17 protein-coding genes are annotated in these 14,233 nt (G+C 70.9%); 2 read left to right on the top strand and 15 right to left on the bottom strand.

Going from position 1 to position 14,233, the window contains the following annotated elements; all coding sequences use genetic code 11:
• Positions 1 to 117 precede the first annotated feature (117 nt).
• The 9 genes from MTR79_RS20545 to MTR79_RS20585 all read right to left on the bottom strand — a co-directional run bounded on the left by MTR79_RS20545 (position 118) and on the right by MTR79_RS20585 (position 6,935).
• A complete protein-coding gene (locus MTR79_RS20545; RefSeq protein ID WP_244791682.1) occupies positions 118 to 768 on the bottom strand; it encodes a hypothetical protein in 651 nt (216 codons plus the stop codon).
• Between the two features lie 303 nt (positions 769 to 1,071).
• Entirely contained in the window at positions 1,072 to 1,290 is a 219-nt protein-coding gene (locus tag MTR79_RS20550; protein ID WP_244791684.1) for a hypothetical protein, read from the bottom strand.
• A gap of 179 nt (positions 1,291 to 1,469) precedes the next feature.
• Positions 1,470 to 1,709, bottom strand: a complete 240-nt coding sequence (locus tag MTR79_RS20555) for a helix-turn-helix transcriptional regulator (RefSeq protein ID WP_048456440.1) — start codon at positions 1,707 to 1,709, stop codon at positions 1,470 to 1,472.
• Positions 1,709 to 2,206: a DUF2975 domain-containing protein gene (locus MTR79_RS20560; RefSeq protein ID WP_086701844.1), complete on the bottom strand. Its 498-nt coding sequence runs from the start codon at positions 2,204 to 2,206 to the stop codon at positions 1,709 to 1,711. Before MTR79_RS20560 ends, MTR79_RS20555 begins: the two co-directional genes overlap by 1 nt.
• A 76-nt stretch (positions 2,207 to 2,282) precedes the next feature.
• A complete protein-coding gene (locus MTR79_RS20565) occupies positions 2,283 to 3,596 on the bottom strand; it encodes an aldolase/citrate lyase family protein (RefSeq protein ID WP_244791686.1) in 1,314 nt (437 codons plus the stop codon).
• 210 nt (positions 3,597 to 3,806) lie between these two features.
• Entirely contained in the window at positions 3,807 to 4,769 is a 963-nt protein-coding gene (locus tag MTR79_RS20570; RefSeq protein WP_086701847.1) for an electron transfer flavoprotein subunit alpha/FixB family protein, read from the bottom strand.
• A 61-nt stretch (positions 4,770 to 4,830) separates the two neighbouring features.
• The gene (locus tag MTR79_RS20575) at positions 4,831 to 5,619 is read right to left on the bottom strand and encodes an electron transfer flavoprotein subunit beta/FixA family protein (RefSeq protein ID WP_033277892.1); all 789 of its coding nucleotides are present in this window, start codon (positions 5,617 to 5,619) and stop codon (positions 4,831 to 4,833) included.
• 227 nt (positions 5,620 to 5,846) lie between these two features.
• A complete protein-coding gene (locus MTR79_RS20580; protein WP_048456435.1) occupies positions 5,847 to 6,356 on the bottom strand; it encodes a flavin reductase family protein in 510 nt (169 codons plus the stop codon).
• Between the two features lie 225 nt (positions 6,357 to 6,581).
• Positions 6,582 to 6,935, bottom strand: a complete 354-nt coding sequence (locus MTR79_RS20585; protein WP_189364026.1) for a thioredoxin family protein — start codon at positions 6,933 to 6,935, stop codon at positions 6,582 to 6,584.
• Positions 6,936 to 7,188: 253 nt separating this feature from the next.
• Here MTR79_RS20585 and MTR79_RS20590 point away from each other — a divergent pair, with 253 nt between their 5' ends.
• Entirely contained in the window at positions 7,189 to 7,917 is a 729-nt protein-coding gene (locus tag MTR79_RS20590) for a lysophospholipid acyltransferase family protein (RefSeq protein WP_048456434.1), read from the top strand.
• 95 nt (positions 7,918 to 8,012) lie between these two features.
• Here the strand turns inward: MTR79_RS20590 and MTR79_RS20595 are convergent, their stop codons facing one another.
• From MTR79_RS20595 to MTR79_RS20615, 5 genes are all read right to left on the bottom strand, one after another.
• Entirely contained in the window at positions 8,013 to 8,705 is a 693-nt protein-coding gene (locus MTR79_RS20595) for a phenylalanine--tRNA ligase beta subunit-related protein (RefSeq protein WP_086701850.1), read from the bottom strand.
• Between the two features lie 21 nt (positions 8,706 to 8,726).
• A complete protein-coding gene (locus MTR79_RS20600; protein WP_244791688.1) occupies positions 8,727 to 9,302 on the bottom strand; it encodes a transglutaminase domain-containing protein in 576 nt (191 codons plus the stop codon).
• An 87-nt stretch (positions 9,303 to 9,389) separates the two neighbouring features.
• Positions 9,390 to 10,460 (bottom strand): low specificity L-threonine aldolase, encoded by a 1,071-nt coding sequence (locus tag MTR79_RS20605; RefSeq protein WP_102636976.1) that lies wholly within the window; start codon positions 10,458 to 10,460, stop codon positions 9,390 to 9,392.
• Positions 10,457 to 11,203 carry an SDR family NAD(P)-dependent oxidoreductase gene (locus MTR79_RS20610; protein ID WP_244791690.1) on the bottom strand — a complete coding sequence of 249 codons (747 nt, stop codon included), beginning with the start codon at positions 11,201 to 11,203 and terminating at the stop codon, positions 10,457 to 10,459. Before MTR79_RS20610 ends, MTR79_RS20605 begins: the two co-directional genes overlap by 4 nt.
• Before the next feature lie 38 nt (positions 11,204 to 11,241).
• On the bottom strand, positions 11,242 to 12,639 hold the full coding sequence (locus MTR79_RS20615; protein WP_244791692.1) for a DUF6421 family protein: 1,398 nt from the start codon (positions 12,637 to 12,639) through the stop codon (positions 11,242 to 11,244).
• 254 nt (positions 12,640 to 12,893) lie between these two features.
• Here MTR79_RS20615 and MTR79_RS20620 point away from each other — a divergent pair, with 254 nt between their 5' ends.
• Complete coding sequence (locus MTR79_RS20620; protein ID WP_086701857.1) at positions 12,894 to 13,577, top strand: glycerophosphodiester phosphodiesterase family protein; 684 nt, start codon at positions 12,894 to 12,896, stop codon at positions 13,575 to 13,577.
• Here the strand turns inward: MTR79_RS20620 and MTR79_RS20625 are convergent.
• Positions 13,567 to 14,142 (bottom strand): GNAT family N-acetyltransferase, encoded by a 576-nt coding sequence (locus tag MTR79_RS20625; RefSeq protein WP_086701859.1) that lies wholly within the window; start codon positions 14,140 to 14,142, stop codon positions 13,567 to 13,569. The two genes, MTR79_RS20620 and MTR79_RS20625, sit on opposite strands and share 11 nt — an antisense overlap.
• Positions 14,143 to 14,233: the final 91 nt, after the last annotated feature.

Here is a 14,233-nt window from a genome sequence, read left to right on the forward strand (position 1 = left end):
GCTGCACCTGGTGCTGCTGAGGAAGTTGCGGTCGGCGAAGCGGCTTCCACATGACGACGTCCCTGCCCTGGGAACAGGTGCCGTGGCGGGCAGGGACGTCCGCGACCTACAGGCCAGTCAGATCGTGTAGAGGTTGAATTCTTCCCACGAGCCGGAGACATCGGTCGAGCGGGCGCGCAGGGCGTACTGGAGCGCGCCGGTGTAGCTGTTCTCCATGGCGACGAAGAGGCCGTTCAGCTCGGACTGGATGGCGAAGCGGTCCAGTGTCTCGTTGTAATAGAGGACGAACCGCTCCCAGCCGGCCGCGCTCGTGGAACGGGCACGCAGCAGGTTCTGCGAGGCGCCGGTGTAGTTCTTCTCGACAGCCACGTAGAGGCCGTTGGCCCGGGACTTCATGGCGAAGGTGCTCTCCTCCCCGATCCACTCGAAAGTGAAACCCTCCCAGGAGCCGCCGTAGACGTCGGAACGGGCGCGGAGGGCAGCGGTGTTCGGGGCGGCGTACGTCTTCTCGGTGGCGACGAACTTGTTGTTCCTGGCCGATTCCACGGCCAGCGCGGTGGGCTCCGGGGCGGCGGCTGCGCGCGCGGTCTGCGCGTCACCCGACTCCTCGGTCATCCGCGCCAGTTCGGCGGCGCCGTCGATCTTCTCCCAGCCGGCCGACACCGCGGCCGGGGCGGCCTGCGGGGCGGCCCCCACGGCGGGCGCGCCCAGCGCCGAGGTGGCCGCCAGGGCGCTGAGGGACAGAAGGACAGTGGTCACGCGTCGCATAGTTGGTTCCCCACCATTCGTGAAAGCGGACGTGGCGCGGCGGCCGTCGCTCCCACCTGCCGCTCCCGCCCAGGACAACCGCCGCCAAGCCCCTCCCCCGGGACGGCGGCTACGTCAGAGTAACGGGAATGGCATAAGTGGCGAAGTGATTGATGAGTTCACCTAGGTTATTTCACGGAAAACATGCGGCATTCTCTATTCCTTAACCCCCCGCTAACGCGCATAAAGCGCGCTGTTCTCGGTCGCATTCGGAACCGAGTTGTGCGGTGTTCGGGACCTTGCATATTCGAGGGCCGATCACGGTCACGCACGCATGGTGATCGTCCAGTGACAGCCGTCGGGATCGGTGAAGTGCCCGGCGTAGTCACCCTGCTCGGGCCGATCGGCCGCGGCGGTCACCTGTCCATCGGCCAGCGCCGCGGCGGCGGTGAGGAGCGTGTCGACGCCGTCCCGGGTGGCAGCGGTGTGGGTGAGGATGACTCCGGGGAAGCGGTCGCCGTGGCGGCGGGTCCGCACGGTCAAGGACAGGACGCAGCCGGCTGCCCAGGCAGCTGGGCAGGGCGTCATGCTCCGCAGGGACAAGCCCCCTGGGACAGGCGGCGAGGCGTCACCCACCGCCCCGGAGGGAGGCGCGGGGCCCCGGCCGGGGAAGGGCAGGCCCGCCCCGGCGCCCGCCCTTCCGCACCGGCGGAGCCGGACGGCTACGCCGAGTTGGTCGCCGGTTCCGCGGGCGCGTGATCGGGTTCGTACCGCAGCAGATCCCCCGGCTGGCACTCCAGTACCTCGCACAGCGCGGCGAGCGTCGTGAACCGGACCGCCTTCGCCCGGCCGTTCTTCAGGACGGCCAGGTTCGCCGGGGTGATGCCGACGCGTTCGGCGAGTTCGCCCACGGACATCTTGCGCCGGGCGAGCATCACGTCGATGTCGACGGCGATCGGCATCAGATCACCTCGGCCAGTTCGGCCCGCATCCGGGACGCCTCCAGCTCCCGCGCCACGGCTTGGGCGAGCAGCATCCGCAGGACCAGCACGACGAGCGCGATGCCCACGATCGCCAGGCCGACCCCGCCGACCAGGAGCACGACGCCGGGCGCGACGGCCTCCCCGGGCGCCAGCAGCGCGCCGAGCGTGAAGACCAGCAGGGCCGCGGCGACGAACGCGCCGATCACGATGTGGACGTAGCGGAAGGCGGCATAGGAGAAGACCGTGCCGCGGCGTGCCATCGTCACCAGCCGCCAGACGCAGATCAGCACGGTCTGGGCGGCCAGCACGATGAGCACGACGACGGCCAGGAGCGGGGTCCGCACATGGGCGTACTGCTCGTCCAGCCCGTCCAGGTCGCTCGCCAGCAGCGGCACCATCAGCGTCTGCACCGCCAGGGTGCCCGCCAGCAGCGCCGCGATCACCGCGCGCAGCGCGAGCACGGTTACCTGTCCCATCGCCACTCCTCCACTCGAAGCACGATGGGAATCTATCGATTTTCGATAGCCCGCGCAATTCCGGGCGGGCGGACCTTCACTGCGCCGAGACCGTCAGGCCTCCTCGCCGGGGTGAGGCGAAAGCCTCCAGCCCGTCGCGGGCCAGGCCGCTCTCCCCCGTCACCTCCGCCTCGTCAAGGGCCCCGCAGTCCAGCCCCCGCAGCAGGTACCCCGCCAGAGCCTTGGCCGTGGCCGGCTCGTCCATCACGTCGCCGCCGGACCGTTCGGCGTACCGCCGGAGACGGGCGGCGGCCGTCGCGAAGCCCTCCCGGTAGAAGGCGAAGACGGCGGCGTAGCGGGTGGGGAGGTGGCCGGGGTGCATGTCCCAGCCCTGGTAGTAGGCGCGGGCGAGGGCGCGGCGGACGAGTCCGTGGTGGAGGCGCCAGGCGTCGTGGACCTGCTCCGTGGGGCCGACCGGGAGCACGTTGGTGGAGCCGTCGGAGAGCCGTACGCCGGTGCCGGCGGCGGCGACCTGCATGACGGCCTTGGCGTGGTCGGCGGCGGGGTGGTCGGAGGACTGGCAGGCGGCCGAGACGCCGAGGCAGGCGCTGTAGTCGAAGGTGCCGTAGTGCAGTCCGGTGGCGCGGCCGTCGGCGGCCTGGATCATGCGGGCGACGGTGGCGGTGCCGTCGGCGGCCAGGATGGACTGGCTCGTCTCGATCTGGATCTCGAAGCCGATGCGGCCGGGTTCGAGCCCCCAGGTCTTCTCGAAGGCGTCGAGCAGCCTTGCCATGGCGGCGACCTGCTCGGCGTAGGTGACCTTCGGGAGGGTGAGGACGAGGCCGTCGGGCAGTCCGCCGCCCCGCATCAAGCCGGTGAGGAAGATGTCGAGGGTGCGGATGCCGCGGTCACGGACGGCCGCCTCCATGCACTTCATGCGGATACCGGTCCAGGGGGCCGCGGTGGCCGGCGTGCCGTGCGCGGCGGCCTCGGTGACCAGCCGGGCGGCGCGGGCGGCGGTCTCGTCCTCCTCGGCGTCGGGGCGGTGGCCGTAGCCGTCCTCGAAGTCGACGCGCAGGTCCTCGACCGGTTCGCGCTCCAGCTTGGCGCGGACCCGGGCGTACACGTCCTCGGCGAGGGCGCCGTCCATCCCGAGGACGGCGCCGAACGTGTCCGCGTCGGGGGCGTGCTCGTCCAGCGCCGCGAGGGCCTGGGCGCCCCACGCGCGCACGGTGTCCGCGGCGAACCGGTCGCCCGGGACGTACACGGTGTGGACAGGCTGACGCGTGCCGGGGTCGCCGGGGTACAGGCGCTCCAGTGCGGCGTCGACCGGCGCCAGACAGGCGCCGATCTCCTCGGCGACTGCGCCCGTGAGACTCGTCGGCACCCGCTCCTGCTGCCCTTGGCCCATGCCACCCTCCCAGACGTCCGCGACCCGGAATCCGGCACCGCGCTTCCGCGACACGAATTCAACAATTCGTTGAAGGACGGTATCCGCCGGTCTGCGTGCCGGTCAACACCGTCCTACGGGCCGGTCCGCTCCGCCACCGGTCCAGGCGGAGCACGACGAGGCCCCCGCGACCGGTGCGGTCGCGGGGGCCTCGGACGGTTCCGGAGGTGATCAGCCCTTGCGGGTCTTGATCTCCTCGGTCAGCTGCGGGACGACGTCGAACAGGTCGCCCACCACGCCGAAGTCGACCAGCTCGAAGATCGGGGCCTCGGCGTCCTTGTTGACGGCCACGATGGTCTTCGAGGTCTGCATGCCCGCGCGGTGCTGGATCGCGCCGGAGATGCCGTTGGCGATGTACAGCTGCGGCGAGACCGACTTGCCGGTCTGGCCGACCTGGTTGGTGTGCGGGTACCAGCCGGCGTCGACGGCGGCACGCGAGGCGCCGACGGCCGCGCCGAGCGAGTCGGCGAGGGCCTCGATGATCGAGAAGTTCTCCGCGCCGTTGACACCACGGCCGCCGGAGACGACGATCGCGGCCTCGGTGAGCTCCGGGCGGCCGGTCGACTCACGCGGCGTACGGCCGGTGACCTTGGTGCCGGTCGCCTGCTCGGAGAACGTGACGCTCAGGGACTCGACCGCGCCGGCGGCCGGGGCGGCCTCCACGGCGGCCGAGTTCGGCTTGACCGTGATGACCGGGGTGCCCTTGGAGACACGGGACTTGGTGGTGTAGCTCGCGGCGAACACCGACTGGGTGGCCACCGGGCCCTCGTCGCCGGCCTCGAGGTCGACGGCGTCGGTGATGATGCCCGATCCCAGACGCAGCGCCAGGCGGGCGGCGATCTCCTTGCCCTCGGCGGAGGACGAGACCAGCACGGCGGCCGGGGAGACGGCCTCGTGGGCGGCCTGGAGGGCGTCGACCTTCGGCACGACCAGGTAGTCGGCGTACTCGGCGGCCTCGTGGGTGAGGACCTTGACCGCGCCGTGCTCGGCGAGCGTGGCGACGGTGTCGCCGGCGCCGTTGCCCAGCGCCACGGCGACCGGCTCGCCGATGCGGCGGGCGAGGGTCAGCAGCTCCAGGGTCGGCTTGCGGACGGCGCCGTCCACGTGGTCGACGTAGACGAGAACTTCAGCCATGGGACTTCTTCTCTCCTGCTTGCGAAGTGTGAGGGGCGGGAAGCGAGCCGTGCCTTGCGGCTCAGATGAACTTCTGGCTCGCGAGGAACTCGGCGAGCTGCTTGCCGCCCTCGCCCTCGTCCTTGACGATCGTGCCCGCGGTACGGGCCGGGCGCTCGGACGCCGACTCCACCGTGGTGTAGGCGTTCTCCAGGCCGACCTCGTCCTCGTCGATGTCGAGGTCGGAGAGGTCCCAGGACTCCACCGGCTTCTTCTTGGCCGCCATGATGCCCTTGAAGGACGGGTAGCGGGCCTCGCCCGACTGGTCGGTGACCGACACGACCGCGGGGAGGGAGGCCTCGAGCTGCTCGGAGGCGGCGTCGCCGTCGCGGCGGCCGGTGACCTTGCCGTCCTCGACGTTCACCTCGGACAGGAGCGTCACCTGCGGCACGCCGAGGCGCTCCGCGAGCAGCGCCGGGACGACGCCCATGGTGCCGTCGGTGGAGGCCATGCCGGAGACGACCAGGTCGTAACCCGCCTTCTCGACGGCCTTGGCCAGCACCAGGGAGGTGCCGATGGCGTCCGTGCCGTGCAGGTCGTCGTCCTCGACGTGGATGGCCTTGTCGGCGCCCATGGACAGCGCCTTGCGCAGCGCGTCCTTGGCGTCCTCGGGACCCACGGTCAGAACGGTGACCTCCACGTCGTCGTCCGAGTTCTCCGCGATCTGCAGCGCCTGCTCGACCGCGTACTCGTCCAGCTCGGAGAGCAGACCGTCCACGTCGTCACGGTCGACGGTCAGGTCATCGGCGAAGTGCCGGTCGCCAGTGGCGTCGGGCACGTACTTCACAGTGACAACGATCCTCAAGCTCACGCCGGCTCTCCTACTGCATCGTCATTTCTGGCTGCCTGCCTGCAGGCAGCATAGGCGCCTCAAGCGGGCGGTCCCGGTCGGGGCGACCCACGCTCCGACCGAAATATTACTCGTCAGTACACTCAGTTCCTGCCCGCTAAGCAAGCGCTTTGAACTGTGACCTTCGCAACGCAGCGTAACCGGAACTCCTCCGGCCCGCGACCGGCGTCCCCCGCGTCTCACGCGTCTCAGTCGGGCAGCCCGCCGAAGCGTCCCTGGTGGTAGACGAGGGGACGGCCGCGCCCCGTGGGGTCCCCGAGCAGCACCTCGGCCACCACGATCCGGTGCTCCCCCGCGGGCACCCGGGCCGCCACCCGGCACACCATCCACGCGGGCACGTCGTCGAGCACCGGCACGCCCTCCGGTCCCTCCCGCCATGCCGTACCCGGACCGAAGCGGTCGGCGCCCCGGCGCGCGAAGGTGGCCGCGAGGTCCTGCTGGTGCTCGCCCAGCAGATGCACGCCGACATGGCCGGTCTCCGCTATCGCGGGCCAGCTGGAACCGCCCGTGGACACGCCGAACGACAGCATCGGCGGCTCCGCGGACACGGAGGCGAGGGAGGTGGCGGTGAAGCCGACCGGGCCGGAACGGCCGCGCGCCGTGACCACCGCGACCCCCGCCGGGTGCCGGCGGAAGACGGAGCGCAGCAGGTCGGGCGAGGCGGGCCGGGCGGCGCCGAGGTCGGACGTTGCCGTCATGAAGAAGTCCTTCTGGGAGGGGTCACGAGCGGGTGCGCGGCTGCTCACCGGCCCGGCCGCGGCCCGCTCGGCAGGCGGGCGTCGGCCGGGAGGGGGCCGGGTACCCGACGGCGGCGAGGAGTCCCGACGATCCCGCCGACTTGGTGTCAGGCTGACGACAACGAGCAGGCAGCGTCAAGCGGGCCCCCGCGGATGGGAGATGTCTCACCATGATCGCAACGGCCGTCACACCGCGGCGCCGAGGGCGGCGATCACGTCGGCCTTGCGCGGCTGTCCGGCCGCGCGCCGCACGACCCGGCCGTCCGCGTCGAGCACCAGCACGGTCGGGGTGCGCTCGACGCCCAGCCGCCGCACGAGGTCCAGGCGGGCCTCCGCGTCGATCTCGACGTGGGTCACGCCCGGGACCATGGCCGCGACCTCGTCCAGCACCCGGCGGGTGGCCCGGCAGGGCGCGCAGAAGGCGCTGGAGAACTGCACCAGCGTGGCGCGTTCGCCCAACTCCGCGCCGAGTTCGGCCGCGAGACCGGACCGCGCTCCGCCGTCGCCGTCGGACCGTCCGGTGTCGTCACTGCCTCGCACTCGCCGCTCCCGCCCTGGATGTCACGTCCGACCGTCTCCAGCGTCCCGGGCGCCGCGAACATTCCCGTCCGCACGACGAAACCCGAGGTCGACCGGGGGAACGTGACGAGAATCTCCGCCACGGACCGGCACCGGGGCTGGTTCACCGGCCGTTCTTGGGGCAGCATCAGCGACAGGCCGTAAACCTACGGCTGCGTAACCTCGACTGGGAGAGTCCCTGCCCAGGCAGAGAAGGAAGGGTTCCGACCCGCCCATGGCAGAACTTGTCTACCGACCCGTGATCGGCTTCGCCCGCACCCTGTTCAAGGCGTGGGACCTCAAGATCGATTGCCAGGGTTCGGAGAACATCCCGCGCTCGGGCGGCGCCGTGCTGGTGAGCAACCACATCAGCTATCTCGACTTCGTGTTCAACGGACTGGCGGCGCTTCCGCAGAAGCGGCTCGTCCGCTTCATGGCCAAGGAGTCGGTGTTCCGGCACCGCGTCTCCGGCCCGCTGATGCGCGGCATGAAGCACATCCCGGTCGACCGCGCGCAGGGCGAGGCCGCGTACGAGCACGCGCTGCGTTCGCTGCGGTCCGGTGAGATCGTGGGCGTCTTCCCCGAGGCGACGATCTCCCAGTCGTTCACCCTGAAGAGCTTCAAGTCCGGTGCCGCGCGCATGGCCCAGGAGGCGGGGGTCCCGCTGATCCCGATGGCCGTGTGGGGCACGCAGCGGCTGTGGACCAAGGGCCACCCGCGCAACTTCAAGCGCAGCCACACCCCGATCACCATCCGCGTGGGTGAGGCCATCGAGGCGTCCAAGGACAAGTACGCGGGCGCGATCACCCGTCAGCTGCGCGAGCGGGTGCAGGAGCTGCTGGAGGCGGCGCAGCGGGCGTACCCGGTGCGGCCGAAGAACCCGGAGGACACCTGGTGGATGCCGGCCCACCTCGGCGGCACGGCCCCCACCCCGGAGCAGGTCCGCGAGGCGGAGGCCCGCTGACGTCCCGCTCCAGGTCCCGGATCCGTGTGCGCCACGGATCCGGGACCTGCTGCTTTTCGGCGCGGTCCTCCACGCGTGGGGCGAGGACCTCGCCCTCATGCGGCCGGGTGGACGGTGACTTTCGCTCCGGGGCTGAACCTCTCCAGCAGCGCGGCGAGTTCGGCGGCGGCCTCCTCGACCTCGGCCACGGCCATCGGCTCGAGGCTCTCGAGCAGGAAGAAGCCCGAGGTGGTGTCCTCGGTGAGCCGGGTGCGCGGTCCCTGGCGCCAGTTCCAGCGGCGGCAGGTGACGCCGAGGTCGTCACGCCACACCACCTCGCCGGGGTCGGGGTGCTCGACGGTCTCCTCGCCCCCGGCCACGGTCACGAAGTCCTCGTCGCCGGTGGCCCGCACCAGGCGCATCGTGCCCTGGATGCGGTCGGCGTCCTCGCCGCCCACCGGGATCAGCCGGGCGACGCTGACGGCGTTGTAGACGTCTACCAGGAGGTTGATCCGGGGCAGAGCGGCGTCCGACAGGGCCCGCTTCGCCAGCGCCTCCGCGGAGTTGCGGGTGCGGGAGGGCTTGGAGCCGAAGGCGGTGTAGGCCGCGCGCCAGGCCGTCATGTGCGGGTCCTCGTGCGGGGCGCGTCCGTCGAGGCGGGCGGCGAGCCGGCGTGCGGCCTCGTCGAGCAGGGCGGAACTCTCCTCGCTGCTGGGCCCGTTGACCAGGTCGTGCGCCTCGACGGCGACATGGGTGAAGCCGGGCACGAGGGCCCGTACTTCGTCGGACACGGTCGGTGCGAAGGTCATGAGCGCCTATGTTCCTCGTGTTCAGGGAAGGACGGCGGGGAGCGTCCGCCACAGGTGCGACCGGTCGGGGGCGTCCCGGAGGGCGCGCAGGACCGTCGGGTGCGGTGCAGCATACAGGACCGGATGGTCCATCTCGTTGGACGAGGGGTCGGGGGTGAAGGCCAGGCGCTCGCCGGCGAGGGAGAACCTCGCGTCCACACCGGGCTTGTTGCCGCGCGGGTCCTGGCGGTGCCATGAACCCTGGAAGCGCACGGCGACCAGTCCGTGCACCACGCCGAGGTACTGATAGCAGAGCGCGGTCGGGATGTCCTCGGCGCGCAGCAGCGCGGCCAGGGCGTGGGCCTTGGCGTAGCAGATGCCGGTGCCCTGCTCCAGCACGTCGGAGGCGCGCCAGGTCACGCGGGGGTCGTCGGCGTCCTGGGAGTGCGTGATCCGGTCGCGGACGTACTCGAAGGCCGCCCACGCATACTCATACGAGTCCTGCACGTCGGCGGCCAGGCGTGCGGACACCTCCCGGACGACCGGATGGTGGTGGTCGATCGCCTCGTCGGCGGCCAAGTAGGCGGAGAGGTCCGGGTTTTCCTGGATCAGCTGCATGGCGCCGGAGCATAGGTATGCGACCGGCCGAGAGTCAATTACTTTTCGGTCAGTCGCATACCTATGCATGACGTCGGGGTCGGCGGGTCAGCGGGCCGTCTCCTCCTTGAGGGCGGCCACGAAGCGGTCCACGTCGTCCTCGGTGGTGTCGAAGGCGCACATCCAGCGGACGTCGCCCGCGGCCTCGTCCCAGAAGTAGAAGCGGAACCGCTTCTGCAGCCGCTCGCTCACGTCGTGCGGGAGCCGCGCGAACACGGCGTTGGCCTGGACCGGGTAGAGGATCTCCACGCCGTGCACCGCGCGCACGCCCTCGGCGAGGCGCTGGGCCATCTCGTTGGCGTGCCGTGCGTTGCGCAGCCACAGGTCGCGGGCGAGCAGGGCCTCCAACTGCACGGACACGAAGCGCATCTTGGAGGCGAGCTGCATGGACAGCTTGCGCAGGTGCTTCATGTGCTTGATCCCGTCCGGGTCCAGCACCACGACCGCCTCGCCGAACAGCGCGCCGTTCTTGGTGCCGCCCAGCGAGAGCAGGTCGACGCCCACCGCGTTGGTGAAGGTGCGCAGCGGTACGTCCAGCGTGGCGGCCGCGTTGGCCAGCCGGGAGCCGTCGACGTGCACCTTCATGCCGTGCGCGTGGGCGTGCTCGCAGATCGCGCGGATCTCGTCCGGGGTGTACACCGTGCCCAGCTCGGTCGCCTGGGCTATGGAGACGACCTGGGGCATGGCCCGGTGCTCGTCGTCCCAGCCGTACGCCTCGCGGTCGATGAGCTCCGGGGTGAGCTTGCCGTCCGGGGTGGGCACGGTGAGCAGCTTGATGCCGCCGACCCGCTCCGGGGCGCCGCCCTCGTCCACGTTGATGTGGGCGCTCTCCGCGCAGATCACCGCGCCCCAGCGGTCGGTGACCGCCTGGAGCGCCACCACGTTGGCGCCGGTGCCGTTGAAGACCGGGAAGGCCTCGGCGGTGGGCCCGAAGTGGCTGCGGATCACCTGCTGGAGGTTCTCGGTGTACGCGTCCTCGCCGTAGGCGACCTGGTGCCCGCCGTTGGCCAGGGCCAGGGCGGCGAGCACCTCCGGGTGGGCGCCCGCGTAGTTGTCGCTGGCGAAACCGCGGACCTCCGGGTCGTGATGACGACGCGCGTCGGTCCGCGGCGGGTTCACGGCTTCTCGGTCAGCCACAGACGTTTTCCGTTCACTTCCGCGGCGGGCTCGTCCCAGACGTCGACGATGGCCTCGGCCAGGTCCTTGACGTCCGTGAAACCCGCGAACTTCGCGTTGGGGCGGTCCGCGCGCATCGCGTCGTGCACCAACGCCTTCACCACCAGGATGGCAGCAGCCGAGGTCGGCCCCTGCTCACCCCCGGCCTTGCGGAAGTAGTCGGCCATGGCCAGCGTCCACGCCTCGGCGGCTGCCTTGCCTGCCGCGTAAGCGGCGTTGCCGGCGGTCGGTTTCGTCGCGCCGGCCGCGCTGATCAGGACGTAGCGGCCGCGGTCGCTGCGCTGGAGCGCCTCGTGGAAGGCGAGCGTGGTGTGCTGCACGGTGCGCACCAGCAGCAGCTCCAGGAAGTCCCAGTCGTCCAGGCTGGTCTTGGTGAACGTCTCACTGCCGCGCCAGCCGCCGACGAGGTGGACCAGGCCGTCGACCCGGCCGAACTCCTTCTCGGTGCGGGCCGCCCATTCGCGGGTGGACTCCAGGTCGAGCAGGTCGACGGACTCCCCGGTGACGGTGGCGCCGCCGTGCGCGTAGCGCGCCGCGTCCACGGCCGTCGCCAGCCGCTCCGGATCGTTGTCCGAGCCGACGACGACCGCTCCCGCCTCGGCGAGCCTGAGCAGCGCCGCGCGTCCCGCGGGCCCGCCCGCGCCGGCCACCGCGATCACCGCGCCTTCGAGCGCCCCGTTCCCCATGGTTCTCGCCTCCTGAGCAGTGTTGTGGACGAGATCGCTCACGCGGCGACCCGCTCGGAACCGTCCGCCGTGATGCCCCGGGTGGAGGCGATCACCTTCTTCAGCTTCTTGGACAGTGCCTCATAGAACATGCTCAGCGGAAACTCGTCCGGAAGCACGTCATCGACGAGCTTGCGCGGCGGCAGCGAGAGGTCGAGGGCCTCGGGACCCTTGGCCCACTTGGAACCGGGGTGCGGGGAGAGGTACTGGGAGACCAGCTCGTACCCGGCGAACCAGTGGACGAGTTTGGGGCGGTCGATGCCGTCGCGGTAGAGCTTCTCGATCTCCGCGCACAGCTCGTTGGTGACCTGCGGGGCGCGCTCCCAGTCGATGGAGAGCTTGTTGTCGGTCCAGCGGACGACGTCGTGCTTGTGCAGGTAGGCGAAGAGCAGCTGGCCGCCGAGGCCGTCGTAGTTGCGCACGCGCTCGCCCGTCACCGGGAAGCGGAACATGCGGTCGAAGATGACCGCGATCTGGACGTCGCGGGCCTGCGGCACGCCCTCGCCTGCGAGCTTCACGGCCTCCTTGAAGGCGGTGAGGTCGCAGCGCAGCTCCTCGAGGCCGTACATCCAGAACGGCTGGCGCTGCTTGATCATGAAGGGGTCGAACGGCAGGTCGCCGTGGCTGTGCGTGCGGTCGTGGATCATGTCCCAGAGCACGAAGGCCTCTTCGCAGCGCTTCTGGTCATGGACCATGGCGGCGACGTCCTCGGGCAGCTCGAGGCCCAGGATGTCGACGGCGGCGTCGGTGACCCGGCGGAAGCGGGCGGCCTCGCGGTCGCAGAAGATGGCGCCCCAGGTGAAGCGCTCGGGGGCCTCGCGCACGGCGATGGTCTCGGGGAAGAGGACCGCGGAGTTGGTGTCGTAGCCCGCGGTGAAGTCCTCGAAAGTGATGCCGCAGAACAGCGGGTTGTCGTAGCGGGTGCGCTCCAGCTCGGCCAGCCAGTCGGGCCAGACCATGCGGAACACGACCGCCTCGAGGTTGCGGTCCGGGTTGCCGTTCTGCGTGTACATCGGGAAGACGACCAGATGCTGGAGGCCGTCCTCGCGGTGCGCGGCGGGCTGGAAGGCCAGCAGCGAGTCGAGGAAGTCGGGGACCTCGAAGCCGCCCTCGGCCCAGCGGGCCAGGTCCTTGATCAACGCCTCGTGGTACGCGCGGTCGTGCGGGAGCAGCGGGGACAGTTCGTCGACCGCGCCGATCACCGTGCGCACGGCGTGCTCCGCGTCGGCCCGGGACGGAGCGCCCTCGGCCCCGAGGTCGAGGGAGCCGTCCTTGGACTGCCAGGGCCGGATCCGCTCCACGGCATCCTTGAGCACGGGCCATGCCGGGTGCTCAACCACCCTGGTCGTCGAAGGATTCCGCTCCCCCGCAGCCTGCTGCACAAGAATTTCCGTCATGTCCCATCCTTCACAGGAGAACCTTGCGTACACCCGACCGTATACACAGGCCGTTTCTCCCAGCAAGGGGTACCTCAGGAAAATATCCTGCCTTACCTGGGGAGCAACCGCATATTTTCCTGTCCGCTACCCCGAACGGCGGCGCTCCATGCGTTCCGAGTTCAGCCTCTGGACGCGGCGGGCAAAGGCGATACGGTCCCAGAGGGCCGTAGGGACGCGGCCCCCCGCCGCCGTCGACGGAAGCAGGTCGGATCTTGAACTTCCTCACCATCGGTCACCGCGGAGTCATGGGCGTCGAGCCCGAGAACACCCTTCGGTCCTTCGTCGCCGCCCAGGAGGCCGGGCTCGACGTCATCGAACTCGATCTGCATCTGAGCAAGGACGGCGCGCTCGTGGTGATGCACGACGCGCGCGTGGACCGCACCACGGACGGCACGGGCGCCATCGCCGAGAAGACCTTCGACGAGCTGCGCGCCCTGGACGCCGGGCGCGGCGAGCGCATTCCCCTGTTCACGGAGGTGCTGGACGCGGTCCGGACGCCGCTGCAGGCGGAGATCAAGGACGTCCGGGCCGCCCGTGCGCTGGCCGAGGTGATGAACGACCGGGGGCTGGCCGACCGCGTGGAGGTCGCGTCCTTCCACGACGAGGCGATCGCCGAGATCCGGCGCCTGGTGCCCGGCGTGCGCACCGCTCTCGTCGCGGGACGTTACGGAACGGACGTGGTGGACCGGGCGGTGGCCGCCGGCGCCTCGCGGCTGTGCCTCAACATCCGCCGGATCACCCTGGAGGTCGTGGAGCACGCCCGCAAGGCGGACCTGTCGGTGTTCGGCTGGGTGGTCAACACCCAGGACCATCTGCGGCTGGTGCGGGCGCTCGAGCTGGACGGGGCGACCACCGACTACCCGGAGATCAAGCGCACCGGCCGCTTCACTGCGTGAGCGGCCGGACGGTGTACGACGGTCGGACCAGCTCCTTGACCAGCAGCTCGAACTCCAGGTCGTCGCGCTGCGGGACGCCGAAGCGTTCGTCGCCGTACGGGAACGGCGCCGTCTTCCCCGTACGGCGGTAGCCGCGCCGCTCGTACCAGGCGATCAGGTCCTCGCGCACGGTGATCACCGTCATGTGCATCTCGGTCACGTCCCAGCCCTCGCGGGCCTGCCGCTCCGCCTCCGCGATGACGGTCCGGCCGAGCCCGGCACCCTGGAGCGCGGGGCTGACCGCGAACATGCCGAAGTAGGCGTGCTCACCGCGGTGTTCGAGCTGACAGCAGGCCACGATCCGGCCCTCGCGCTCCACCGTGAGCAGCCGGCTGTCCGGCGCCTCGACGACCTCCAGCACAGCCTCGCGGTCGGTCCGCTGCCCGTGCAGGATGTCCGCCTCGGTGGTCCACCCCGTGCGGCTGGACTCCCCCCGGTAGGCCGACTCGATCAGCTCGACGAGGGCGTCCACGTCGGCGTCGGTGGCATCACGGAAGGTCAGTGCGGTGTCGGCGGCGGTTCGCATGGCGCGGTTCCTCGATTCGTGCGGCTCTCTCGACGTGGCCGGGACGGGCCGAGGTTAACGCGCGGTTCCCGGCCCCCGGAGGGCCGGTCCA

Source organism: Streptomyces sp. BJ20, from assembly GCF_022869105.1.
Lineage (GTDB): Bacteria > Actinomycetota > Actinomycetes > Streptomycetales > Streptomycetaceae > Streptomyces > Streptomyces griseoincarnatus.